This window comes from Nostoc paludosum FACHB-159 (assembly GCF_014698835.1).
GTDB lineage: Bacteria > Cyanobacteriota > Cyanobacteriia > Cyanobacteriales > Nostocaceae > Nostoc > Nostoc paludosum.
Map to the genome: position 1 here is coordinate 63,325 of NZ_JACJTU010000028.1, position 24,609 is coordinate 87,933.

General features: G+C 40.1%; 17 protein-coding genes. 4 read left to right on the forward strand and 13 right to left on the reverse strand.

The genetic code is table 11. The features are described 5' to 3' along the window. Window positions 1-82 precede the first annotated feature (82 nt). The 7 genes from H6H03_RS25265 to H6H03_RS25295 form a co-directional block, all read right to left on the reverse strand. Window positions 83-1,768: a S8 family peptidase gene (locus H6H03_RS25265; protein WP_190957806.1), complete on the reverse strand. Its 1,686-nt coding sequence runs from the start codon at window positions 1,766-1,768 to the stop codon at window positions 83-85. Between the two features lie 374 nt (window positions 1,769-2,142). Beyond that, the gene (locus H6H03_RS25270; protein ID WP_190957807.1) at window positions 2,143-2,361 is read right to left on the reverse strand and encodes a hypothetical protein; all 219 of its coding nucleotides are present in this window, start codon (window positions 2,359-2,361) and stop codon (window positions 2,143-2,145) included. A gap of 132 nt (window positions 2,362-2,493) precedes the next feature. Beyond that, a complete protein-coding gene (locus H6H03_RS25275; protein ID WP_190957808.1) occupies window positions 2,494-3,423 on the reverse strand; it encodes an SPFH domain-containing protein in 930 nt (309 codons plus the stop codon). Window positions 3,424-3,775: 352 nt separating this feature from the next. Next, window positions 3,776-6,748, reverse strand: coding sequence for a CARDB domain-containing protein (locus H6H03_RS25280; RefSeq protein WP_190957809.1), 2,973 nt, complete (start codon window positions 6,746-6,748; stop codon window positions 3,776-3,778). Between the two features lie 532 nt (window positions 6,749-7,280). Continuing rightward, window positions 7,281-10,007, reverse strand: coding sequence for a peptidase domain-containing ABC transporter (locus H6H03_RS25285; RefSeq protein ID WP_190957810.1), 2,727 nt, complete (start codon window positions 10,005-10,007; stop codon window positions 7,281-7,283). Continuing rightward, a complete protein-coding gene (locus H6H03_RS25290; RefSeq protein WP_190957811.1) occupies window positions 9,956-10,738 on the reverse strand; it encodes a peptidylprolyl isomerase in 783 nt (260 codons plus the stop codon). The genes H6H03_RS25285 and H6H03_RS25290 overlap by 52 nt, the downstream gene beginning before the upstream one ends. Window positions 10,739-11,145: 407 nt before the next feature. Next, window positions 11,146-11,946 carry a TIGR00297 family protein gene (locus tag H6H03_RS25295; RefSeq protein WP_190957812.1) on the reverse strand — a complete coding sequence of 267 codons (801 nt, stop codon included), beginning with the start codon at window positions 11,944-11,946 and terminating at the stop codon, window positions 11,146-11,148. Window positions 11,947-12,408: 462 nt separating this feature from the next. Here H6H03_RS25295 and H6H03_RS25300 point away from each other — a divergent pair, with 462 nt between their 5' ends. Next, entirely contained in the window at window positions 12,409-12,840 is a 432-nt protein-coding gene (locus tag H6H03_RS25300; protein ID WP_190957813.1) for a VOC family protein, read from the forward strand. A gap of 58 nt (window positions 12,841-12,898) precedes the next feature. Here H6H03_RS25300 and H6H03_RS25305 read toward each other — a convergent pair whose 3' ends face one another. Then, window positions 12,899-13,534 (reverse strand): esterase/lipase family protein, encoded by a 636-nt coding sequence (locus H6H03_RS25305; RefSeq protein ID WP_190957814.1) that lies wholly within the window; start codon window positions 13,532-13,534, stop codon window positions 12,899-12,901. Between the two features lie 497 nt (window positions 13,535-14,031). Between H6H03_RS25305 and H6H03_RS25310 the strand changes: the two genes are divergently transcribed. After that, window positions 14,032-14,598, forward strand: a complete 567-nt coding sequence (locus tag H6H03_RS25310) for a hypothetical protein (protein WP_190957815.1) — start codon at window positions 14,032-14,034, stop codon at window positions 14,596-14,598. 31 nt (window positions 14,599-14,629) lie between these two features. On the opposite strand, the gene H6H03_RS25315 is transcribed toward H6H03_RS25310, so the two are convergent. Next, the gene (locus H6H03_RS25315; protein ID WP_190957816.1) at window positions 14,630-16,933 is read right to left on the reverse strand and encodes a VIT domain-containing protein; all 2,304 of its coding nucleotides are present in this window, start codon (window positions 16,931-16,933) and stop codon (window positions 14,630-14,632) included. A gap of 95 nt (window positions 16,934-17,028) precedes the next feature. Between H6H03_RS25315 and H6H03_RS25320 the strand changes: the two genes are divergently transcribed. Further along, window positions 17,029-18,150 carry a helix-turn-helix transcriptional regulator gene (locus tag H6H03_RS25320; RefSeq protein ID WP_190957817.1) on the forward strand — a complete coding sequence of 374 codons (1,122 nt, stop codon included), beginning with the start codon at window positions 17,029-17,031 and terminating at the stop codon, window positions 18,148-18,150. Window positions 18,151-18,257: 107 nt separating this feature from the next. Here H6H03_RS25320 and H6H03_RS25325 read toward each other — a convergent pair whose 3' ends face one another. From H6H03_RS25325 to H6H03_RS25335, 3 genes are all read right to left on the reverse strand, one after another. Next, window positions 18,258-18,851 carry an HPP family protein gene (locus H6H03_RS25325; RefSeq protein ID WP_190957818.1) on the reverse strand — a complete coding sequence of 198 codons (594 nt, stop codon included), beginning with the start codon at window positions 18,849-18,851 and terminating at the stop codon, window positions 18,258-18,260. A 419-nt stretch (window positions 18,852-19,270) separates the two neighbouring features. After that, complete coding sequence (locus tag H6H03_RS25330) at window positions 19,271-20,335, reverse strand: tetratricopeptide repeat protein (protein ID WP_190957819.1); 1,065 nt, start codon at window positions 20,333-20,335, stop codon at window positions 19,271-19,273. A gap of 64 nt (window positions 20,336-20,399) precedes the next feature. Beyond that, entirely contained in the window at window positions 20,400-21,128 is a 729-nt protein-coding gene (locus H6H03_RS25335; RefSeq protein WP_190957820.1) for a 16S rRNA (uracil(1498)-N(3))-methyltransferase, read from the reverse strand. Between the two features lie 199 nt (window positions 21,129-21,327). Here H6H03_RS25335 and H6H03_RS25340 point away from each other — a divergent pair, with 199 nt between their 5' ends. Next, window positions 21,328-22,038 carry a PEP-CTERM sorting domain-containing protein gene (locus H6H03_RS25340; protein WP_242057979.1) on the forward strand — a complete coding sequence of 237 codons (711 nt, stop codon included), beginning with the start codon at window positions 21,328-21,330 and terminating at the stop codon, window positions 22,036-22,038. 192 nt (window positions 22,039-22,230) lie between these two features. Here H6H03_RS25340 and sir read toward each other — a convergent pair whose 3' ends face one another. Continuing rightward, the gene (sir, locus tag H6H03_RS25345; RefSeq protein ID WP_190957821.1) at window positions 22,231-24,147 is read right to left on the reverse strand and encodes a sulfite reductase, ferredoxin dependent; all 1,917 of its coding nucleotides are present in this window, start codon (window positions 24,145-24,147) and stop codon (window positions 22,231-22,233) included. Between the last annotated feature and the right edge of the window lie 462 nt (window positions 24,148-24,609).

Below are 24,609 nucleotides of genomic sequence, written 5' to 3' on the forward strand. Positions count from 1 at the left end.
AATTGATATTAGAAAATAAATAGCTCGTCAAACCCCGACAAAAGAAACTTTCAAGCCTGTTGCCTATTGCCTGCTATAATTTTCAATCTAGACCCAAGAATTTTCTAATCTGTTCTAATTGTTCTAATTGTTTTTGCATTTGCTCTACTAGTTTACCAAAATCAATATTATTCCCATCTTGATTATTCTCTTCATTATTAATATTGATGTTGCTGAATATTGGCTCTTCATTTAGATATTGATTCCAAAATTGTGGATTGATTAATTCCTTATTATCTTCAGATGATGTTAGATATTCTGTTGTTTTTGTAATTGCTCCACTCATAGAATCAATACCGAAATTACTCAAACTAGAGATAGCCTCTGGTGTCAGATATTTTGTTGTTTCTGTAATTGCTTTATCGCTCACAGAAGCAATATCGAAATTATCAAAACTAGAGATAGTCTCTGATATCACAAAATTTGTTATTTCTGTAGATGTCTGATTAATGATAGAACCGAAATCAGAATTATTAAAATTAGAGATAGTCTTGGGCGATAGATATTCCGCCGTTTGTGTCATTGCCTGACTTGTTAGAGAATTCACATTAGAAATATTTAAACTATAAGCTGTACTTTGTGTACTATTTCCTGACGTTTCTGCAACAATTTGACGTACTTGGGCATCAGTCAAGTTGGGATTAGCACTCAGCATCAGAGCAACTACACCAGCAACGTGAGGAGCAGCCATAGAAGTGCCGCTATAAGTGTCATACTCGTTATTCGGAACTGTCGAGTAGACGTTAACTCCTGGGGCTGTAACGTAGCTGATTTCGCTTGTTCCAGAACGGTTAGAGAAGTCAGCAATGTTATTATTTCTATCTACTGCCCCAACGGCAATTCCTGACTTGGATGCATAGCGGGCGGGATAATCTGGTGATGAGTCGCCATCATTACCAGCAGCCATGACGACAATTACTCCTTTGCTACTGGCATAATTAATGGCCGACTCTAGAGTGCGATTAGAATATCTGCCTCCTAAGCTGAGGTTAATGACATCGGCTCCATTGTCCACAGCGTAGCGAATGCCTTTAGCTATGGAATTATAGGAACCGGAGCCAGAGTCATTCAAAACTTTGACAGGCATGATTTTGGCATTATAGGCAATGCCAGTGACACCGTAGTTATTATTCTCTCCTGCGATCGTGCCAGAAACATGAGTCCCATGACCGTTTCCGTCTAAGGTGTTGTTGTTGTTACCGGAGAAGTTCCAGCCATAATTATCATCAACATAACCATTGCCATCATCATCTATCCCGTTGTCTGCAATTTCGTTAGCATTCGTCCAGATATTATTTCTCAAATCCTCGTGGTTGTGGTCAACCCCGGTATCTACAACAGCAACAACAACGCCTTGACCTGTGTATCCCTGTGCCCAAGCTTCTGGGGCTTTAACAAGGTCTGCTCCCCAATTATTCCCACCAAGATCGGGAACATCTGCAAAGGTATTTTGACCAGTAACTCTAGCCACTGCTGCTGCTGAATTAATTAAGCCATAACCGGTAGTGGAATTATAAGTTCCACTGCTAGTAGCAGTGTTGTTAGTGCTAATTTTTGAGTTATTTTTATTTAGTTGCTGTACATCAAAGTCAGTTGAATTGTAGCTACTACGACCAAAGAAATTCAGACTGTAGTTATTTCTAGTATTAAAGGTATCCAATGAGGATATTGAATTGGTGTTTAACGCTTTCTTGGAAAATAAATTGTTATTAACATCATTATCGAGCATGAGTATTTTTCTCAAAAATAGCAATAGTTTTTGACAGTCTGAAGCGTTAAAATCTTTTTTTCAAAGATTTTAATCTGTGAAGAAGCTCTATTGTCAATAAATACTATGTAATTTCGGAAAAAGTTGCTAATTTTACTACAAAAAATATTTTGAAATTTGGGAGCTTTATCAAGATTACAATTCTCGATTAAATATTAAATTATTATCACAAAGTCATAGTATTTTGATATTTTTAAACAGCAGATACCCAACTTCACAAACAAATTGAATATCTTGTTTATGAGGCATCATTCACCAGTTGTATATTTATTTTCCCAGTTCTGTAAAATCAACAGAAGTCAGAATAGAAAATTTAGAATTATGAAATCTTCTTTTTAATGATCTGATTCTTCTTGCATCTGTGTATCCTTCTTTTGTCGGTTAGTATTTTTTTTGGCTTTATTTTCTTTCCATCTCCCTCTTTTACGTGCTGCTTCTGTTAGCAAATACTCAATTTGTGCGTTAACACTCCTTAATTCGTCAGCAGACCATTTTTCCAGCACTTCGTATAATTCAAGGTCTAAACGCAGTAAAAACCGTTTTTTCTGGCTCATGTCTTATAGCAATTATTTAAAATTGGGCAGCAGATTCAAACCTTGAATCCTAGATACAATGTGAATTTATTAATTACGTAGCTTGCTTCTCACTGGAGGCGAGTATTACAAATTACGAATTACGAATTGCTATTAAGTATAAAGGCTGCCAGTATTAACCACTGGTTGGATGTTTTGTTCTGAGGTTAAGACAACCAGCAGATTGTTAATCATAGCTGCTTTGCGTTCATCGTCCAAGTCAATCATTTGTTGTTGGCTTATGCGTTTAAGTGCTTCATCAACCATACCCACTGCACTCTCAACAATTTGCCGCCGCGCATCAATCATTGCTTTGGCTTGTTGACGACGCAACATCATTTGAGCAATTTCTGGAGCGTATGCAAGGTGAGAAAGTTTTGCTTCTACTACTTCAACTCCTGCAACTTCAAGTCTCGCTTGCAATTCTTTTTGGAGGAAAAGCGCGATTTCATCTGGTACTGCACGCAATGAAGGAATTGATTGTTCGTCAGGTGCGTCATAGGGATAGCGAATTGCTAAGGCGCGTATCGCTGTCTCGCTTTGGATGGCGACAAATTGCTCGTAGTCATCAACCGCAAATTTAGATTTGGCTGGTTCTATTACTTGCCACACGATGACGGCTGCAATCTCTATTGGGCTGCCTTGAGCATCGTTGACTTTTAATATTTTGCTGTTAAAGTTGCGAACCCGTAAAGATACCTTGCGTTTGTCAGTAAAAGGGTTAGTCCACCAAAACCCTGCTTCTTGCACGGTACCAACATAGCGCCCAAAAAAAACTAGTACTATTGCTTGATTTGGCTCGACTGTGAAGAAACCTGATAGTGAGGGAATTACTACTGCGATAAGCGTTGCTCCTAACCAGGCACCTATTTCTGCTAAATCGGCAAAATCTCCCACCCTCAGACTTCTGCCTAATACTTCTATTAATCGTTGTATTGTTGACCAAACTTGCCAACTGCCAAAAATCCCTAAAGCTAAGACTATGCTCAAAGCTATGAAGCCGTTGATTTTAAACGCAGGAAATTCCCTGATTTGGTGCTTCATTGTCTATTCCTACAATCTTTTTTGATACTAAAATGATATCACTTTAATTTCAAAACAAGGGTAATTTCCCAAGTAGCAAGGCTATGCAGATGTCTGCTTTAAAGATTTTTGGTGTTGCTGAATGAGGCTATGACGGAAATACAGCAGAGGTAATGGCGTTGGTGATTTCATGTAGAAATGAAATAACGAACCGCAGAGGACGCAGAGGGCACGGAGAAATAAGAGTTTCAGAGGGTTTTTGGGTGTCCTATATAAAAACGATTGTGCATGATTTCAGAATGTTTGTAGAGACGTTGCATTGCAACGTCTCTACATCTCAAATCATCCTGCATTTATGCAACGCTGGATTTTTCTACGCTAAACTGTTTCCTGCTGTTGATGTAACAATCTGACGCACTTGGGCATCAGTTAGACCTTTCTTTGCACTCAACATCAAGGCTATTACCCCGGCAACGTGGGGAGTTGCCATAGATGTTCCGTCTTTAAAACCATAGCTATTGCCTGGTAATGTAGAGTAGATATCAACTCCGGGAGCTGTGACGTAGGGAAGTGTAGTTGCTCCAGCTTCGTTAGAGAAGTAAGCCATCTCTTGATACTTATCAATTGCCCCAACAGCCAGCCCCCAGTTCTTGGCGTAGCGGGCAGGATAAATGGGTTCTGAACCGCTAGAATTGCCTGCTGCCATGACGACAATTACGCCTTTGCTAGCAGCATACTGAATGGCTGATTCTATTTCACTGTTGGGTTCATCGCCACCTAAGCTGAGGTTTATGACATTAGCTCCATTCTCGACGGCGTAACGAATGCCTTTTGCTACCCCGCTATCCTCGCCAGAGCCGCTATCACTAAGGACTTTAACAGGCATAATCTTGGCATCATAAGCAATGCCTGTAACACCGACACCATTTTTCACTCCGGCGATGGTGCCAGCAACATGGGTGCCATGACTATTTCCATCTAGGGTGTTGTTGTTATTGCTGTCAAAGTTCCAGCCATAAACATCATCAATGTAGCCATTGCCATCATCATCTTTGCCGTTGCCAGCAATTTCTTTGGTATTCTTCCAGATATTATTGCTCAAGTCTGAATGATTGCGATCGACGCCAGTATCTAGCACAGCGACGACAACACCCTTACCTGTGTATCCCTTTGCCCACACTTCTGGAGCTTTTACGAGGTCCGCTCCCCAATCTTCACCGCCAAGGTTAGGAACATCAGCAAAGGTAGTCTGGCCAAGGGCTTTAGCGACTGCTGCTGCTGCGTTAATTAAGCCATAACCATCGGTGGTGTCGTAACCGATATTTTTGATGATGGTAATAGCTTTGGCAACAATGTTATTACTTTCATTGCTTTCAGCAATATTGTTACTACCATCAGCTTGATACAGTATGTAGTAGCTACCCCCAGCGATAGTTTTGCTAATCTGGATTGAAAATGTTTCGCTGCTATAACTTCCAGATGCAATGCTGCTAGTGTATTCAGAATTCAATAACATATCCTCATTGCTGAGAATTTGATCTTTAGATAAATAAAGCTTGGTGTAGCTATAACCAGCATTACCAGCGCCTTGATTCTTGACTTGATAGCTGATTTGAATGTTGCCACCTGTTGATGCAGTAGTAGGATTAACTGCATTTTGGATTATTAGATCGGCTTTTTTAATGGCGATCGCTTTAGCAACAATATTATTACTTTCATTACTTTCGGCAATATCATTATTACCATCAGCTTGATATAACAGATAATAATTACCTGCGGCAATGCTATCGCTGATGTTGATTGTACTTGTTATGGCACTGTAAGCACCCGTGGCAATTGGGCTAAAGAAGTCATAACCTAAGTAAATATCATCATTACTCAAGGTTGTATTTGTTGAGAGATAAAACTTAGTTTCGTTATAGCCAGCACTACCCGCACCTTGATTTTTCACTTGATAGCTGACTTCAATATTTTCTCCTACTGTACCAACACTAGGATTGATGGCATTTTGGATTATTAGATCGGCTTTTTTAATGGCGATCGCTTTAGCAACAATATTATTACTTTCATTACTTTCGGCAATATCGTTATCACCATCAGCTTGATACAGCAGATAATAATTACCTGTGGCGATGCTATCGCTAATGTTGATTGTACTTGTTACGGCATCGTAAGCACCCGTAGCAATTGGACTCATGAAGTCATAGCCTAAGTAAATATCATCATTGCTTAAGGTTGTATTTGTTGACAGATAAAACTTAGTTTCGTTATAGCCAGCACTACCCGCACCTTGATTTTTCACTTGATAGTTAACTTCAATGCTTCCACCCACAGACCCTACAGTGGGATTGATGGCATTTTGAATTATTAAATCGGCTTTTTTAATGCTAATAGCTTTAGCAACAATATTATTACTTTCATTACTTTCGGCAATATCGTTATCACCATCAGCTTGATATAGCAGGTAATAATTACCTGTGGCGATGCTATCGCTAATGTTGATTGTACTTGTTACGGCATCGTAAGCACCCCCAGCAATTGGACTCATGAAGTCATAACCTAAGTAAATATCATCATTGCTTAAGGTTGTATTTGTTGACAGATAAAACTTAGTTTCGTTATAGCCAGCACTACCCGCACCTTGATTTTTCACTTGATAGCTGACTTCAATGCTTTCACCCACTGACCCAACAGTAGGATTGATGGCATTTTGAATTATTAAATCGGCTTTTTTAATGCTAATAGCTTTAGCAACGATATTATTACTTTCATTACTTTCGGCAATATCATTATTACCATCAGCTTGATATAGGAGGTAATAATTACCTGCGGCGATGCTGTTGCTTATATTGATTGTAGTTGTTGAGGCACTATAAGCACCCGCAGCAATTGAGCTAAAAAAGTAGTCAGAATCTAAGTAAGTATCATCATTACTTAAGGTTGTATTTGTTGACAGATAAAACTTTGTTTGGTGATAGCTAGCACTACTACCAGTGCCTTGATTTTTCACTTGATAGCTAACTTCAATGCTTCCACCCACTGACCCAACAGTGGGATTGATGGCATTTTGGATTATTAGATCTGGTTGAACAGCAGCGACGACAGCACTTGATGTTACCAGAGACATTGCCTGTGTAGTATTTTTATTATTTTCGTTACTCTTGGGTAAGTCTTTATAGGTTTGATCTGTAGTGTAACTACTGCGATCGCTAGCTCTAAAACTATTTACACTACTGCTAAAGTAATTATTAGAATTATCAAAGATATCAACTACTTTTAAAGATAAATTACTAGTTTCTATACCAAGATTTTGTTTATTAGAATTACGTTCTTTGGTAAAAAGCATCAGCAGTTTAACTCCATATATTCCAGTAAATTTGCACTATGTAACTGCTCAAATCCTTGCTGTTTAATAACTTGAGCCGGAGAAATATTTTAGTATAAGACAGATACTACAAATATATTTGACTAGAAAATAACATAATTTAGTCAGTAATATCACAATTTTGTGTATTACAAAATTTATCTTTTACGCTAATTTATAAGTCATAACTTAATATAAATTTGTAATACTACATTTTTTGTTTATATTCAGATCTCCAACCAAATTTAACCTTAGTTCGATACTTTTAGAGGTTAGGAAATAATCGGGGAGAAGTAGGGGAGAAAATTTATAACAGGCAACAGGCAATAGGTTTGAAAGTGTTTTTATGCCTGGGTTTTACGGTTGGCTGATGTCCTAAACTATTTTTCAACTGCTATATAAAAAATCAAATTTAAAAGGCGAATGGAGCATAATTCCATTCGCCAAAATACGAAAGCCACTCTTCAGATGTATATCTCTTATCTACCCACAAGCTTTAAGCTAGTTAAATATACTATATATTTGCTTGCTGCCGTTGATATAGTGACCAGTACAAACCTTTTTGTTGCAATAACTGTAAGTGAGTACCACGTTCGGCAATCACACCTTGCTCTAACACCAAAATCAAATCGGCACGTTTGAGGGGAGCAAAGCGGTGAGCAATCAGAAAGACAGTACGGTTAGCAGAAATTTTTTGCAAGTTTTGTAGTACTTGTTGTTCGGTTTCACTATCCAAAGCGCTGGTAGCTTCATCTAAAACTAAAATCGGGGCTTGGGAAAGAAATAATCTTGCTAGGGCAATGCGTTGTCTCTGTCCGCCGGATAAAGCTGTGCCGCGTTCGCCAACATTGGTTTCGTAACCGTAGGGTAATTGGCTGATGAAGTCGTGTGCTACGGCTAGCCTTGCTGCTTCTACCACTTGCTCGGCGCTAATATCAGGATTGCCGAGAGTGATATTTTCCAAAATAGAACCGTTAAATAAAAAGTCTTCTTGGAGAACTACACTAATTTGTTGCCGCAGCGATGCTAAATCGGCACTTTTAATATCAAAACCATCTATCAGGATGCGTCCTGATTCAATTTGATAGAGGCGTTGTAATAATTTTGAAAGGGTACTTTTACCAGAACCGCTACGTCCGACAATGCCAACAAATTGTCCTGGGTCGGCATTGAAAGATATTCCCCGCAGAACTGGTTCAAAGTTAGGTCGGTAGCGGAAAAATACTTGGTCGAAGCTGACTTGACCTTTCAGCGGTGGTAAAACTAACCCAGTTCCCGGTTCCGCTTCTGGAGAGACGTTGAGAATATCACCAATGCGGTCTACGGAAAGTAGAACTTGTTGGAGGTTTTGCCACAATTGCACTAGGCGTAAAAGCGGCCCTGTGACTCTACCAGATAACATTTGAAAGGCAACAAGCTGTCCGACTGTGAGCTTTTGCTCGATGACTAATTTGGCTCCAAACCAGAGAATCAACATTGTGGAAAAATTGGTGAGAAAGTCACCAATATTGCTGCTGATGTTGGAGGTAGTAGAGGCTTTAAAACCTGTGCGAATGAAGCGAGCAAATAAGCCTTCCCAGCGATCGCGTGCTACTGGTTCGGCTGCATGGGCTTTAACTGAGTGTATGCCGGTGACTGTCTCGACTAAAAACGATTGACTATCAGCAGAACGGTTAAAGGTTTCGTTGAGCCAGTTACGCAGAATTGGTGTTGCAACTATTGTCAAGGTTGCAAACAGCGGCAATACTGCTAAGGCTACAAAGGTGAGGGGGATATTATAGTAAAACATCAATGCCAGGTACACCACAGCAAAGATGCTATCTAAAATTACAGTTAATGCTGTACCTGTAAGAAATTGCCGAATTTGTTCGAGTTCTTGGACTCGTGCTACTGTGTCTCCGACGCGCCGCGACTCAAAATAAGCTAGAGGCAAACGCATCAAATGGCGAAACAGCTGTGCTGATAAGCTCAAATCGAGACGACGAGCTGTGTGAGTAAAGATAAATAAGCGCAGAATGCCGAGTACTGACTCAAATATGGCGACAAATAAAAGAGCGATCGCCATGACATCAAGAGTCGGCAAACTCTCCTGCACCATGACTTTATCAATAACAACTTGGGTAATCAGTGGTGTTGTTAAGCCCAAAAGTTGCAAAGTAAAAGATGCTAGTAATACTTCCCCTAGCAGTCCCTTATATTTCCAAACTGCTGGTGTAAACCAACTGAGGTTAAATTTTTCTTGCTGGGATATGAGTTCTACTTGCCAGAGTTGTCCATCCCAACACGTTTCAACTACTGACTGGGGCAAACTTTCACAAAGGCGATCGGGATTTAGAGGATTAGCGATAATCAGGCGATCGCCTCTAACTCCATAGGCTACCACCCAGGAGGGACTCTGGGGTAAGTCGGAATTCCACAACAATAAAGCTGGAAATGATATTTGCCGCAAGTCACCCCAAGCCACTTGCAACCGCCGCAACAATAAGCCCATCTTTTCTGCTGCTTCGACAACATTTTTTGGGCGTTGTCCTCTAAGTTGGCGTTGCACCCATTCCAGTTGCACGGAATTTTCTAGTTGTTGCGCCACCATTGTTAAACATGCAGCAGCGGTGTTCCAACTTGCAACAAAAGGATAATTGGGAACAATCAGATTGGCGGCTGGTAGTCCTTTTTGGGTTTGGAGGGAGAGGGTTTCCTCGGAAGCTGGAGGTAGTGGAATTGTTGTGGGAGAAAAAGAAAATGTTTCCTTTTCTGGTTCCCTTTCCACTGGTAAAGCTTGCCAAAATTCCTGAATTTGTGGGTGAGAAAATTCTGCCCACAGTGCTGTCTCCCAACACAGTACTATCACTTCTTTACTAGCAGCTACAGCTTTAAAATCCGCAGACAGCTTTTGTAAATCGCCAAACCAATCTCCTGCTTCGAGGGCGGCTATGGGTTTGCCAACGCGTTCTTGAGATAGCCCACTGGATGGGTTTCTCCCATCTCGCAAACGCACTTTACCAGCCACAATCAAGAATTGGTAACCGCCGATATCGCTTGACCAGATCTTATCTCCTAAGCGATACTGACGGGCTTGGGATTCATCTCGCAATCGGGATTGCTGTTCGGGAGTCAACCAACACAGCGGTGATTGATTCCAAGGTAAAGAAGCCAGCACTTCTAATCGTAGAGATTCATTATCCAGAATTTTTAACTCACTTGTAATTTGACTGTCAGTTTTTGAATTTTCTCTGCTAGCCATTTCTCAAACAATTCATTTTGTAGTGCTTGCTTTAGTTGAGTATCTTCTAAAGAGGCTGGCAGAAATTGTTCTACTCGAAACAAACCATAAGGCCCTTCTCCTTGCAAAGAGGTTCCGCCAACCATTTCTATTGGGCCTACCACTTGCCCAGGACTTGCTACATCAATAGCTGCCCGTAGTGGATCGGGCAGACTTCCTCGGCTAATGAGTCCCATCATGCCATTCACAATTCGGTCATCTGCAAGTGAATACTCTCTAGCTAATTGCTCAAAGCTGCCTCCTTCTTCAATTTGGATTTGTAGTTCGTCTGCCAGTTCGCGATTATCAACAACAATCCGAGAAAGTACCACCCGATCTAAAACAATTTTGCGTTCAATAAAATATTCTGGAAGTTTTGGTTCGGTGACTACAGCTTTGAGTTTTTCTAGTTTGTAGCCAAAAGTAACCGATGCATGAAATGTTGTGTAATCTGTGTTATTCCTCTTTAACCATTCTTGAAAACTTTGGGGGTCAGTTAATTGATTGTTGAGTCGAAAATCAATAATCGCTTGCTCAGTTATAGCTGTGCCAATCTCGATATCGTCTCTGGTTCGGATTTCTTGCTCAATTACGTACTGGCGGAGAATATCCCCAATGTACTGTCCCAATTTTCCAGAGACTTGCAGGTATTTTACTGCTTCTTCAATAGAAATAGGTTGGTCATTGACTATCAAAAATGGTAAAGATTCCATGAACTAATTATGTGAAAATGGTTAAACACTCATAGGACTTTTAAATTAAATCATATAGAAATCATGCTGTCATTGATGGATTATTATGATAAAGTTTTCATAAACTAATTACGTGGAAATGACCAAAGAATATATTGCTAATTCAACAAAAGACGCTCTGAGGCTCTGACATGGGAAATTGAGCGCAAACTCCTGTGTCTACCTGTGCTTTCTTGATAATATAATCTTTCATGATTAGTTATACGCTCTTGGGAAGACACAACAGGATTGAAAATATTAGCGATCGCCTCCAAGTAAGTCAAAGCGAATTCTCTAAAAAACGCTGTATAAATTTCAGCAAATAATCAAGTTAATCAGCAAAATTACGAAAACATTTTCTGGGCTACTTCCTTGAACTTGCCAATGCCCTATGCCCCATGCCCAATGCCCCACATCCAAGCAAATATTACAGCTGCGATCGCACCGATTAATGTATTAAAAATATTTACCACTTCATTGGTCAGCCAAGTATATTTTGATTGCAGTGTTGCTCCAATGACACTTTCTAAATTAGTGGCGATAAATGCTGCCAGCACACACCAAGCTACGCCCAATATATCAATTAAACCAACTCCCCAAGCAACAAGGGCGATCGCTACAGAACCCACAATACCAGCTAAAGTTCCCTCTAAGCTTACCGCTCCTTCGGTACCGCGAGGCACTGGTTGAAGAGTGGTAATTAGGAAGGTGCTTTTACCGTATGCTTTACCAACTTCGCTGGCAGTGGTGTCAGCAAGCTTGGTACTGAAACTAGCTACATAACCTAATAATAATAAAGATTGGGGATTGGGGATTGGGGATTGGGGATTAGGTACAAGAACTCCCGAATTGAGTAGCCCTACTCCCAAGGCGCACAAGGCACCAGTTAAAGCCGAACCCCAGACGTTTTCTGGGCCTCTTGCACCAGAACGCTTTTCGGCGATTCCTTCGGCTTCCTTCTGGGCCATGCCAATGCGGGTTACACCAGAACCAACTAAAAAATAGAACATTACCACTGCGTAACCTTGCCAGCCTAAAGTTCCCCAAATTAGTATGGCTAGTAACCAGGCGTGGAATAATCCCGCTGGGGTAAGCAGCTTTTTAGGAGCGATCGCAGCTAAACCCAATAAAATGGTGTTTAATCCTACTCCCACCAGCCAGGGATTTACAGAATTAATTGAGGGTAACATCAGTAATAAATCAAGAGTAATTTTATCTGAATATCAACACAATAACCAATTTACGGTGCTTAGTGCTTAATTTATGATATTTTTCCGGTCTAAGTAATATGTTTGTATTATGAAATGTATAGCACAGGCATCGCTCTTAAAGCTCAATATGGAAATGCAGACAATGTTCTAGATATACAATGCAACTTTGACTAAAAAACATGGATTAAACAAAATGCAAAACTTTTGTTTGTTAAGATTTACTCTTTATCTTGTGGGATAGGCATCTGTGCGAGTTTAAACAAGTCAAAAGCCGATGCTACAAGAAAAAAAATGAAATTATACTCAGTGTGCCATCTCAGCCATACTGCCATAAAGCATATCGGTTAATGTCAATTAAAACTGTGTTGTAATTAACCACAATTAAAACTTTACAGCATAAATTGTAGATAGTATCAATTATTAGTTTTTTCCCTACAAGCTATGAACCAAACTATATTCCATCTAGCTTTCCCGGTGACTGACATTGCCAAGACAAAAACATATTATGTAGATGGCTTGGGCTGTATTCCCGGCCGTGAAAACCGACATGCTCTAATTCTCAATCTTCACGGTCATCAATTAGTAGCTCATGTTACCAAAGAAATTTTGACACCCCAACAAACAATTTATCCCAGGCACTTTGGACTAATTTTTACCCAAGAAAGTGGCTGGGAAGGCTTACTAAAAAGGGCACAACAGCAACAGCTAATTTTTCGTGAAGAAAGTAAAAATCGCTTCGTCGGTTCTCCTCTTGAGCATCGTACTTTCTTTTTAGAAGATCCCTTTTACAACCTCCTGGAGTTTAAGTATTATCGCTACCCAGAGGCGATTTTTGGAAGTTCCGAACATACACAAATTGGGGATAGAACGTAAATAATTCGTAATTCGTAATTCGTAATTAGAAATAAATAAAGTGTCACAAGTATCTTAGCTACTGACTGGATTTTTTCTTCAGTAGGGGTAGCTTAATAGGCTCTGCTAAAGCTGCTGTTACTGCTGCTAAACTTCTAGAATCTGTCAGCATCCAAGGATGTAGAGCAACTGGTACTATTACTTGTTGTCCTACGGGCATTTGTGAACTATTCGTAGGGACAATCATTAGATCGTAAGGTGTCCAGATAGATGTAAAATTTAGTTGCTTCAAGATTACAGCATCAGAATTTAAATCCTTGAGGAAAAGGCTGTCGGGGCGCATTTGTACGCAACCAGGACGCCTGGAACCGTAAGCAACCACAGTTCCATGATGGGGCGAAGAGATTGTAATAAACCTCTGCACGCGGTTAATTCCTCCTAATCGCTGGACATAGTAACGGCTAACAATTCCTCCCATGCTGAAGCCTACTAAATCCAATGGTTGTTCTGAGCCAAAGTTAGCTGTAACATAATCGGCTACCTGCTTTGCCAATTCATCAAGACCCACATCGCCATTATTAGGTACTAAATTCAAGGCATGTACGGTAAAACGCTGTTGTATGAGATACGGTCTCATTTGACGAAAGACTGCTTCTGTATCGTCAATCCCGTGTATTAGCAAAACGGGATTGCGTTGCTGATTTTCTGTGTTCATTTACAAAGTCTAGCTAAATTTTAGGTGGTGTATTTCACTTTTGTAAGTACATACTGCTCTACAAAGTGAAGTTGTTACTTTTCGGATTTTTGATAAAGATATCTTGGCAAAACTTCAGACATTTGGAGAGCAAGTTTGTAACAAAAATAACTCAATATTAGATGCGTTTGCTAACAGGCTATGACACTCCTTTCACTGGTTGAGAGTAAAGGGATTGGCTAAATTATTAGACAAAGAAATATTAATTTTTATGAAGCTAGCTTTCAGAATCTTGCTCTTAGTTACAGTAAAATTTAATAATTAGTTCTCGGTGTATATAGCTCGTAAGTGCTTGCGACGAAGCATTTATGCTCTAGTTTTACTACAATGTTCATTAAACACAAACCTATAGAGGTTGTCACCAGAATAGGGTGACGCAAAGTAGAAAATGTAACATATTGTCGTGATTTTTAACAATTGCGGTCAAATTTCAAATATAAAAGGCAGGAGTAATTGTAATGGGTTTTATCAAAAAGTTGATTTCAAGTATTCTCGGTTTGCTAGGCGGTATTCTGGGTTTTGTGACTGGCCTATTACCAGGGAAGAAAACAAGCAGCGACTACTTCTTAGAATTGGATGAGGCCAAGGATACTGCTAAAGAAGCAGCTAAAGAGGTAGCGTCGAGCGCGAAGAAAGCAGTGGAGACAGTTGCATCAAGCGCGAAAAAAGTAACGGAAACAATTACATCAGATGCACCAACCGCATCCAAGCCAGCTTCATTAAATGGAGCAAAAGCCGACACAACTAACGCTAAATCAACTAAACAACCAAAATCAGCAGATAAAAATCCAAAACCAGCTGATGTTGAGCTAGTCCAGACTGCTGAAGGTCTAAAAATTCAACCTGGCAACAATGCAAAAGCCGCAGCAGCCAAAGTCTTAAAAGAGCAGCCAACTGAAACCACCTTTGCGCCTAAGTATCTAGCTCCTTCTGCTAATGGCTCTAATGGTCGTCGGCGTCCAGGGGCAAACATGAATGCTTACCTAGAACTAGCACGTCAGGTTAAAACCCCTACTAATAAGTAGAGACGCAAAATTTAACGTCTCTACAAATTTGTTAAACGTGAATACGCAAGGTTAAGACAACTTTAGCAGTTGTAGATGTGGGAACTATCCAAAGCAAGAGCGATCGCTTAATTTTCTCCACTACAGCTGCATCTTTTTGGGTTGATGCTTCTTCATCCAACATTATCCCAGCTACCCGACCTTTGTTGACGGTGAACTCGAAAACAATTTCACCACCAAAGCCTGGGGGTAAATTTATTTGTTCTAAGTGTTGGGTTAAGTCAGCAATTGTCGCTTCATCCAAACCAGCGGCGCTGACGACTTCTAACTGGTGAGAGATGGGCGCTGTTACTTTTGGCGATAGTGGCGCTAATTTTTTTTGCTTTTTTTTCTTTACCGTCGGCCTTTGCCGAAGAAAATCTGGAGCTTCTGCTGAAACTGGCGCTGGCGCTGGTGTCATTGGTGCAATTGAAAATGCTATTTGGCGCATAACAGCACCATTGGGAGGACTGCCAAATACTCCTTCGTAACTAACAGCTTCCGGCATTTCCACTGGCACCTGCATAGACAGATATTCGCTTCCTGGTTCAACTCGCACGTCATCGCTGACGGCAACAAAAGCAGTGTATTGAGAAAGTAATTGATAAGTTAAAGCTGTTTCTGTAACTGCTTCTACACCAGCTTTGGTTTCATAATTCACCATTTGATTCATCAAGTCTTTAATACAAGAACGTCCCCATAACTGTGCTACAGCTGGATTTCCTGTTTCCTCAAATGTGAGGTGAAACGTTTTTTCATAGTGCTTACCGCCCGCAGCAATGCCGGAAATTTGCAGATTACCGCTGGCTTTATCTTGTTTGCGACCAAACAAAACTAATGGTTGTTCGCTGAATAAATCAGGCGCTATTTTTGGGTAAATTATAGGCGATTCTGTATCGCCTTGCCAAGAAATTTGAATATTCGTCAGTACAGGATTGTTGATTTGTTTGTAGAACTTTTCGGCAACTTCTTGTGTGGGTTCATCATGACGAATAATTCTAGATATTCCCCGGCCGATTTCGGCAATACGATTCAATAAAAAACGGTTAACTGAACTACCAGCACCGAAACTATAAAGGCGATTTCCCACTTGGAGATGCTTTTGTACCTCTGCCAAAATCTCATTTTCGTTGCCGATGTAGCCATCGGTTAGCAGTACAACAGAGCGCAATCTTCCGGTTGGTGTGGGGAAATTTATGGCTGTACGAATGCCACTGAGCATTTCTGTGCCGCCAGAAGCTCGCAAATTATTAATATGAGCGATCGCTTTGGCACGATTTTCTGCTGTATTCGGTAGAGGTGTCTTTGATAACTCCCTGACAGTATTAGAAAAATCGAGAATTGTAAAAGTATCATTGGGGTTCAACCCATTAATAAATTGCCGCATCAATTCTTGACACTTTCGCAACGGATCGCCTGATTGGGAACCAGAAGCATCCACTAAAAAAACGACATCTTTGGGGACAATTTCATCAGTAGAATATTCTAAAGCTGGAATTAAATATATAGCAAAATGTCCGCCGCGATCGTCAGCTTGGGTTAATACTGTGGATTGAGTTTCTTGGCCGGAAACTTGATAGCGGAGAATTAAATCTTTGTTGGGAATTGTATCTTCGCCAGCTAATTGAACCCGCACTATTTGACTTGAATGTTCAATTTTTAATTGATGAGAAGGAGAACGCACTTGAGAAATTGGTAAACCTGCATCAATTTCCACTGTGACATTAATATCATGACGCGATCTCATTCCTTCTGGCACTACAGGCGGTGTAATCCGAGAAGCATCAGGAACTCTATCTGTGTCGCCGCTATTATCTATGGTTGTTCCAGAAATATATCTTGGCCCCACCACCATCGGGAAAACAAATTCGTAGTTTCCCGCCTCAAATTTTAAACTTTCAGTGTAACGAATTGTGACATCAATTTGTTCGCCAGGTTTGATGTTAGCCAGAGATTGGGTAAAGATGTTATCTCGTTCTTGTTCTAGAAGTCCTGCGGTGCGTCCTTCTTGTTTTGCCTTCTCATAGATTTGTTGCGCTTCTTCACGTTTTTTAATATTACCTTTAATAGTGCGATCGCCTATTTTAATTTCCATATCATCCACCGCCGCCTCATCAGGTAACGGAAAGATATACACTGCTTCTAAAGGCTGCGTGAAGGGATTTTCAAAGCTTTGAATCACCTCAACTCGTGACAAATTACCTGCAACTTTCGCTAATACTTCTGTATGCTTGAGGGGAAAAACTAGCTTTTCTCCTTGAGGGGATTGGACGTACAAACCGCCTAATTGTTGGTTTTTAGCACTTACTGTATTCATAGGTTTGATAAATTCTTTTGGATTCAACATAAACCTAGACTAACCAAAGCAACAAGCAACTGTAACCTAACCACTCTTAGGAGTTTTGTTAGGATATGGGGGAGAAGTTGATAAATCCAACAATGACACCAATTCCCCAACTCTTTGCACAAGCTGAAAATGACTGGAATTTAGCAAGGTTGTGTCAAGATCTCACCTCTGCAAAACAGCAAATTTCTGGGAAACCAAAACAACTTACACCATTGGAAATAAATTGCTTGAGGGGATTACTTTGCGGTTATAGTCCTACTGAAATAGCTGCTATAATGAATCGGGAAGTTAGAGGTTTACGAGTTGATTTATCTAGAGGATTGTATCGCTATATCGAAGTACTAACTAACCGACCTTCTAATACTTTAAAAGACTGGAGAGAAGTTGCTGACTGGCTAGCAAAAGCTAACTATAAAATCGGTTTCTCTCATCATAATTCGCAAAATAATGATTCGTCACTTAAAATTGTTGATGTTTCTCTTGAAGGTTCTGTTAATTCTTGTGTAATTGATTTAAAAGTCCGTAATATTGGCGATCGCGTTGCTTTTTTGAAAAATGCTAAATTTTTATTTCATGATGTATGGATGCTGAAAAGTTGGGTTTTACCTAAACTTGAAAAAAATAAGCAGCAAGCTTATCCACCAGCACCTGCTATGGCAACGCAGCGGAGCAGAACTGTTCCACCTAGCTGTGATTACCAAGTTTCTTTACCTGCAACTTTAAATTTTGATGTTACTTTACCATTTAATTTTTGTACAGGAAATTATTTAAATCCACAATCAAAAGTTGTTTATATTGAAAATATAAAAATTTCTCAGTGCGTAAGTTGTAATGATGTAGATAGATTTACGTTTACTTTATTTTTGCCAAAAAGTGAACAAGAAGTGTCTAGTAATGAACACGCACCATATTTGCTACGCACATCATATATTTATAATTTTAAACTAGAACTTATTTACGATGAAGATAATAAAAGTATTGAATCTTCTGATTTAATTATTTTGTTGGAACCAAAATATCCAGAAAATATAGAGACACGAGAATTTTTAATAGAATCTGATTCCAAACTTCCTACGGAAATGAAAAAATGGAGTCAGGATAATCTAGAGTTACTAACGGCAATAGCCAAAATAAAAGGCCTTATGAATTCATCATTGAATTCTTTAATAAGAATAGCGGTGCATTAGGCTAAAGCCTAACACACCCTACTTGGTATTGAGCCGAAATCCCACAGCGTTAGCGAATTTATTAAAAGAATGGTTTTTGGAAACTGACGCTACGGGAACGCTAAAAGTTATAACCAATATTTGGGATATGTTCTCTCGTGCGCCAGATTATTGAATACTACGGCACAGAGTACCAAAATTATCGAACCTTCTAAGGCAGGAGTTAAAAGAAATTGCCAGTCGGGTTTCGTCATCATTACAACTAATGCAACTGCTCCGGAAGGAGGGTGTAAAGTTGCAGTAAGCTGCATCATACCAATGGCTGTAGCTACGGCCATTCCCATTGCCCAAGGTTCTGAACCGAAAAGATGCAGAATAGTCAGGCTAACTAATGCCGCCACAAGATTCCCACCAATTACATTCCGAGGTTGGGCTAAAGGACTGTCAGGTACACCAAAGATCAATACGCTAGTAGCGCCAAAGGGAGCCATCAACAAAGGAGAATTAGTTTTTACAGAAAGGTAAGCCGTTATAGCTATTCCAATAAAACTACCGCACCAACTCCAAAATATGTGTCTGTGGTGGGGTCTATCTAAACAAAATGAACGCCTAGTTCCACGTATTTTAAAGCAGTAGTTTTTCCATCTCTCCTGAACATTTTGATAATTTAACCTCGCTAGATAGCTTGAAGAAATCCGCCCTTTGGGTAAATAACCTTTCATAATTCTCCAGAGCAACTACAACCAACAGTCCTCAACACAAAAAAATTCCTTGTATTTACTGCTTTAGCTAATTTTTGTCAGCAAATTAGCTAAAAAAGTACATAAATTCTGTCAATAGACAGAATTTTAAATTAGAGTTATCAGCTAAAATTTTCATCTGACGAACAGAATATTTAAGCCATAAATCAGCATTTTTGTCAGTAAAAAATTCAAATTCATTGATTTAAAACTTTGATTACTACAAAATATCATGATTTCATGACATATAATTTCCAAAATATCCTTTGAAGCCGATGGAGGAAATATAAAATTTATACAAATAAGTTATTAAGCCTATAAGATTTATTTATATTTGTATCTGGCTTTGGGATTTAGCTCGTGTAATTGACTTTCCTTGAAATCTGCTGTAATTAATTTACTTATTTAACAAATACTAATCCACTATATAAATGAAAAGCGGAGTCCCAATTAGTTTGTTCTCTACGAAATAGGTGAATGTGAGATTCAATTTGATCGAGCATTTCTGTTTGATCTAATGCTGTATCTGCAAAGGGTGTAAAATCTGACCAAGTTTTGACTTGAGGTAGTTGCTGGCCAATCCAATTTGATAAACTATTCCAATTAATTCTGATTGTATTTTGGCTAGCTTGAGGAATGATTTCTAAACCTTGCTGAAATTCATAGCCGTTATCATAAAGTCGCAAAATAGAACGTCTAGCAGGTAGGTGTAAATCACAAAAATGAGCATAGTCTTGTGTTTGAGTTTTCCGTTCTAGTTTACCGTGAGCGTCAACGTCTACAACTTGTTCAAAAATGGGCAAAAGTCCTACTACTCTTGCTGTAACTTCTGACCAATCAAAAGTTAAAGAACCGAGTTGATTTGTTTGGTTACAGCAAACAACAGTAGCTTTTAATTTAGATTCGGAAAAATATTTGACTTGAAAAACTTGAATTTGTTGAATGGCGGTTATTGTTGTCCAAAAACAGGGAATACCAGCTTGCTGTAGCTGTTCGCCGTAAAATTTTAGTTCTCCCACTTGTCCAGTGCGGTAAAATTTCCAGCCACGACTCGGTAGCATTAGCCGTGCGCTGTAAGGATCTATTTGCATAATCTGGGCAAATTTTCGAGATGCTTCTGCTTTGAGTTCGTTATCAAGAGGTTCTAAGATTAATACGCCAAGTTCGGTGTTATTAGGTTCGGATGTTGCTTTTGCAATGGCCCGTTGTCTTTGTTCTTGCTCAATTTCTTGCAACCGTCGCAAACCTTGTCGTGCTAGCGTCACTATTCTGGTGTTCCTTGTATCTCGCAGCAGCTGTCGATAAATTATTTCTGCATCTTGGTACTTTCCAGATACTTCGTGCAGCCTAGCGAGATAAAATTGCACCCAAGGATTTTCCGGCGATTCTTTTTGCAGCTGTTTGAGTAATTTAGCAGCTGTTTGATAGTCTTTATTGTCAAAGGCGATCGCAACTTGTTCAATCATATTTCAATATACACACTAGAGTAATCTCTCGCGCCTCTGCGTCTCTGCGTGAGCTATAACTCATTTATACTTCACAAGCTGCGGTAATCAAGGATAATGCTACTACTGGTGCTGTCACTGCTCTGAGGATACGGCGACCAAGGGAAACAGGTTGAAATCCAACTCCGATCGCATTTTCAACTTCTTGTGTTGTCCATCCGCCTTCTGGCCCGGTAGCAATGACAATTTTTTCTTGTCCTTGGTGCTGTAAACAATCTTTTAAATGGGGAAATTCACCACGAGCCACACAAATATATTGCTGGCTATTCACCAATGACAAATTACTAATAGCTGATGACAAACCTGTGCTAAAAGTAACAGGTTCTAAAATTGTCGGTACGAATGAACGTTCTGATTGCTCGGCGGCTTCCGCTGCGATGCGTCGCCAGCGTTCGAGTTTTTGGGGACTGGGATGAAGCAAAGTGCGATCGCTCAACACTGGTGCAATACAAGTTACTCCCAATTCAGTACAGCAGCGCACGATTTCATCGAATCCATTGCCTTTGGGTAACGCCACCATCAGCGTAATCGATACAGGTAATTCAGTTTCTACTGAGATGGATTCTAAAAGTTGTGCTTGTTCTCCTGTTAGCTGTGCCAACCACGATTTTCCTTTACCGTCCATTGCAATAAAGCGATCGCCTTCACGCAAACGCAACACCCGCCCTAAGTAATGTTGCTGTTCTTTGGTAAGGAAAATTTGCTGTTGCTGGAGTTGGGAAGGTGCGATCGCAATTCTTTGCAGTTGAGACATCGGATTGAGGATTTTAGTTAATAGACACCACGTTTGCTACTTTAGTTTTGGTCAATACTAAATAAAATTACTGTAAAAAATACACCTTCATCTTTTAATATTTAATGATTTTTTCGTAAAAAGGGTGTGTCAGTAATTCTCAGTAGTTAATATTTTTATGTATCGTAATTAATTAAATTCTCAGGATTAAGTTAGTTTTATGGCTATTTCAAGTTTAGTGAAAAATTTGTCTCTAGCTACTGTAGGAACTGTGGCTATGACTTTAGTAGCAATTCAGCAGGCTTCTGCAAGTCCCTTAATCAATGGAGATTTTGAAACTGGAGACCTGACTGGGTGGACAACTTTTACTACACCTAATGGTACGGTAGGCCCCGGTTTTCCAAATGTTGTTCCTTTCGATACGAATAATGATGGCATTCCAAGCAACAGCGCTCGGTTCCGCGTAGGTGAAGTTGATTTTACTGGTCAGTACGCTGGAGGTGGCATTTTTCAAATTGTTAATCTTTTAGCGGGAGATTTGACGATCTCTGCTGACATAGCATCTACACTTGAGGAAAGGACTAATGCAAGCGGGGGTAAGGTTGATTTACTTTTCGATAATGTTCTTTTAGATACTTTTGACTTTCTTGATATTGATGCAAGCTTGCCAGAATTCAGTAAACTTGTAGGTACTTTGTCTAACGTTACTGCTGGAACACATGAAATTCGGTTTTTATTTACGCGTCCTGCGCTACAAGACGGCCGCATCGAGACACCAGTACAATACATAGATAATATTGTGATTTCTGGAACTGCTACGAAATCTGTTCCGGAACCTACTTCAATGTTAGGTCTGTTAGCAGTCGGTACAATTGGTGTAAATTTTATTATGAAGCGCCAACAGCAACAAAAAGCTACAGTTAAAGCATAGATTCTAAGTCAGAGTTAAATAAACTTTTTCCTTGACTACCACACTGAATTTGGTACTTAACCAACTTGAAAGCTGTTGTAGTTGTAAGTTATTCAAAATATCTCTGAATTAATGGGGAGGTAAGAAAATATTACCTCCCCCTAACTCAACCCTACCAGTTAAGAAATAACAGGGTAAACATGAGGATATTACTTATGAAAGACTCTGGAAGTAAACCTCTAAGGCTTCGGTTACCAACTGAGTCATTGGCTTACCTTGGCTTTCGGATACTTCCTTCAACTTGCCATAGATATCAGCTTTCAAATTTACCCGATGGCGTGATTTGTTCGCACCATTAAATGTGCCAGGTTCGTAGGTGGCGCTAAATTCGCGGATGGCATCAAAACCAACGCGATCGCAAAAATCACCAAAGCTTTCTTTTGATTTCTTTGATTTCTTAAAGTAAACAAAAATTGGCTCTAGGACGCTTTCCAAGTCATTATGGTGCAGCTTCTCCACGTAAGGTTGTGCCAGTCGTGTCTGATTTGCCGAACCTCCTAACCACAATTGGTAACTTTCTGGGGCGCTACCCACCAAGCCTAATTCCGCCATGTAGGGACGAGCGCAGCCATTAGGACAGCCTGTCATCCTTACCACAAAATGTTCTTTTTGTAAACCAACTTTATTCAACAGAGCGCGAATTCGCTCCAAAATCCCCGGTATTGCGCGTTCTGACTCAGTAATTGCCAAGCCGCAGGTAGGCAAAGCAGGGCAAGCCATTGAATAGCGTTCTAAAGGTTCGATTTTTCCAGGGTCAGAAACCACACCGTGACGGCTGAGAATTTCGTCAATGGTTTCTTTGTTACCTGGTTCGATATCGTAAAAAATCAGATTTTGGTGGGGCGTCAGGCGGATGGGCAAGTTAAATTGCTCGACAATTTCCCGTAAAGCGGTTTTGAGTTGAAACGCACCTTCATCTTTAATGCGACCATTGTCAATGGAAATTCCTAAGAATAGCTTGCCATCGCCTTGTTCGTTCCAACCGAGGAAGTCCTGATATTTCCACTCTGGTAGTGATTTGAAGGGTGTAAGTGGTTTGCCAAAGTATTCTTCAACTTGGGCGCGGAATTTATCTAAACCCCAATCGTTGATTAAATATTTTAATCTGGCGTGACGGCGGTCAGTGCGATCGCCATAATCTCTTTGGGTAGCTACAATCGCTTTTACTATGTCGTAAACGTCTGCTTTTGCTACATAGCAAATTGGATCTGCTAGCCTAGCGAAAGTTTCTCCTTTGTTGTGTGTTCTGCCTAAGCCACCGCCAGCAAAGATATTAAATCCTTCTAACTCTCCCTTCTTATTGGTAATTACCACCAAAGTCAGGTCTTGAGAATATAAATCAACCGAATTATCTCCCGGTACAGTCACGCAAACTTTGAACTTGCGGGGCATGTAGTGAGTGCCGTAAATCGGTTCTTCGTTGTCATGAATAATTGTGCCATTGCCATTGCGCGATCGCGCGGCTGTCACCTCTGGATTTTCCTCACCACTTATTGCCTTTTCGCCATCTAACCAAATTTCGTAATAAGCGCCTGTTTGTGGGGAAAGCAAATCAGCAATATTCTGGGCATATTCCCAAGCATACTGGTAATCGCGCCGATTTTTGAACGGCGCTGGTGGTGCCATCACATTGCGGTTGATATCGCCGCAGGCACCCAAAGTCGAACCCAGGTTGTTGACAATGGTGGCAATTGCTGTTTTGAGATTCTTCTTTAAAATTCCGTGCAGTTGGAAACCTTGACGCGTGGTGGCTCGTAACGTGTGGTTACCATACTCATCAGCCAGTTTATCTAAAGCCAGATACAGCTGCGGCGGCACCAAACCACCAGGGTTTTTCGTCCGCAGCATAAACTGGTAATCTTTCTCCTGTCCCTTAGTGCGGTTGTCGCGGTTATCCTGTTGATAAGAGCCGTGAAACTTCAACAGTTGCACAGCGTTTTCACTAAAATGAGTAGTATCTTCAAGAATCTCAGTTGCTACAGGTTCGCGCAAAAAATTGCTATTTTCCTTAATTACTTCTACTTTAGAAGGCTTACGGCTAGCGACGGGGGAAGGAGCAGAGTTAACCATTAGACTTGTATAGTATTCTCAATAAAGCATTCGTGGACGCCGAATTCCGAGATATTTAGTATCCTTTCGGCTAATTTATCCCCGGTAATCCGGCCGGAATAATGAGGAATAGTTTGATTTTAACACGGCAAAAGTCGGCTTTTTCAGTGATGTAAGACTTAACAAAACCTAATCTTGAGAGTGCAAAGTGCTGAGTAAAGTATAGAGTGATTGAATACTCTTTAGTTCAGCTTGATGATTAAAATTAATCAATTCAACGAAAAAGAGTTTTTTCTCGATAGTTATAACGGTTTTGAGTTACCTGAAGTAAGCCCAATAAGTAGGGTAGCACAGCTGTGCTACCCTGCTCTCAACATTTATCCTACCTGAGTTGATACTGATGAAGTTTTTTTCACTCAGCCAGAAATCGCAGTTCAGGTTTGCTTAAATCTGAACTTTGGTGGCCCAGGAATCTTTTGCTGA

Excerpts from the sequence above, each read along its gene's own strand:
- H6H03_RS25265 (WP_190957806.1), bottom strand. The coding sequence starts at position 1,768 with ATGCTCGATAATGATGTTAATAACAATTTATTTTCCAAGAAAGCGTTA.
- H6H03_RS25270 (WP_190957807.1), bottom strand. The coding sequence starts at position 2,361 with ATGAGCCAGAAAAAACGGTTTTTACTGCGTTTAGACCTTGAATTATAC.
- H6H03_RS25275 (WP_190957808.1), bottom strand. The coding sequence starts at position 3,423 with ATGAAGCACCAAATCAGGGAATTTCCTGCGTTTAAAATCAACGGCTTC.
- H6H03_RS25280 (WP_190957809.1), bottom strand. The coding sequence starts at position 6,748 with ATGCTTTTTACCAAAGAACGTAATTCTAATAAACAAAATCTTGGTATA.
- H6H03_RS25285 (WP_190957810.1), bottom strand. The coding sequence starts at position 10,007 with ATGGCTAGCAGAGAAAATTCAAAAACTGACAGTCAAATTACAAGTGAG.
- H6H03_RS25290 (WP_190957811.1), bottom strand. The coding sequence starts at position 10,738 with ATGGAATCTTTACCATTTTTGATAGTCAATGACCAACCTATTTCTATT.
- H6H03_RS25295 (WP_190957812.1), bottom strand. The coding sequence starts at position 11,946 with ATGTTACCCTCAATTAATTCTGTAAATCCCTGGCTGGTGGGAGTAGGA.
- H6H03_RS25300 (WP_190957813.1), top strand. The coding sequence starts at position 12,409 with ATGAACCAAACTATATTCCATCTAGCTTTCCCGGTGACTGACATTGCC.
- H6H03_RS25305 (WP_190957814.1), bottom strand. The coding sequence starts at position 13,534 with ATGAACACAGAAAATCAGCAACGCAATCCCGTTTTGCTAATACACGGG.
- H6H03_RS25310 (WP_190957815.1), top strand. The coding sequence starts at position 14,032 with ATGGGTTTTATCAAAAAGTTGATTTCAAGTATTCTCGGTTTGCTAGGC.
- H6H03_RS25315 (WP_190957816.1), bottom strand. The coding sequence starts at position 16,933 with ATGAATACAGTAAGTGCTAAAAACCAACAATTAGGCGGTTTGTACGTC.
- H6H03_RS25320 (WP_190957817.1), top strand. The coding sequence starts at position 17,029 with ATGGGGGAGAAGTTGATAAATCCAACAATGACACCAATTCCCCAACTC.
- H6H03_RS25325 (WP_190957818.1), bottom strand. The coding sequence starts at position 18,851 with ATGAAAGGTTATTTACCCAAAGGGCGGATTTCTTCAAGCTATCTAGCG.
- H6H03_RS25330 (WP_190957819.1), bottom strand. The coding sequence starts at position 20,335 with ATGATTGAACAAGTTGCGATCGCCTTTGACAATAAAGACTATCAAACA.
- H6H03_RS25335 (WP_190957820.1), bottom strand. The coding sequence starts at position 21,128 with ATGTCTCAACTGCAAAGAATTGCGATCGCACCTTCCCAACTCCAGCAA.
- H6H03_RS25340 (WP_242057979.1), top strand. The coding sequence starts at position 21,328 with ATGGCTATTTCAAGTTTAGTGAAAAATTTGTCTCTAGCTACTGTAGGA.
- sir (WP_190957821.1), bottom strand. The coding sequence starts at position 24,147 with ATGGTTAACTCTGCTCCTTCCCCCGTCGCTAGCCGTAAGCCTTCTAAA.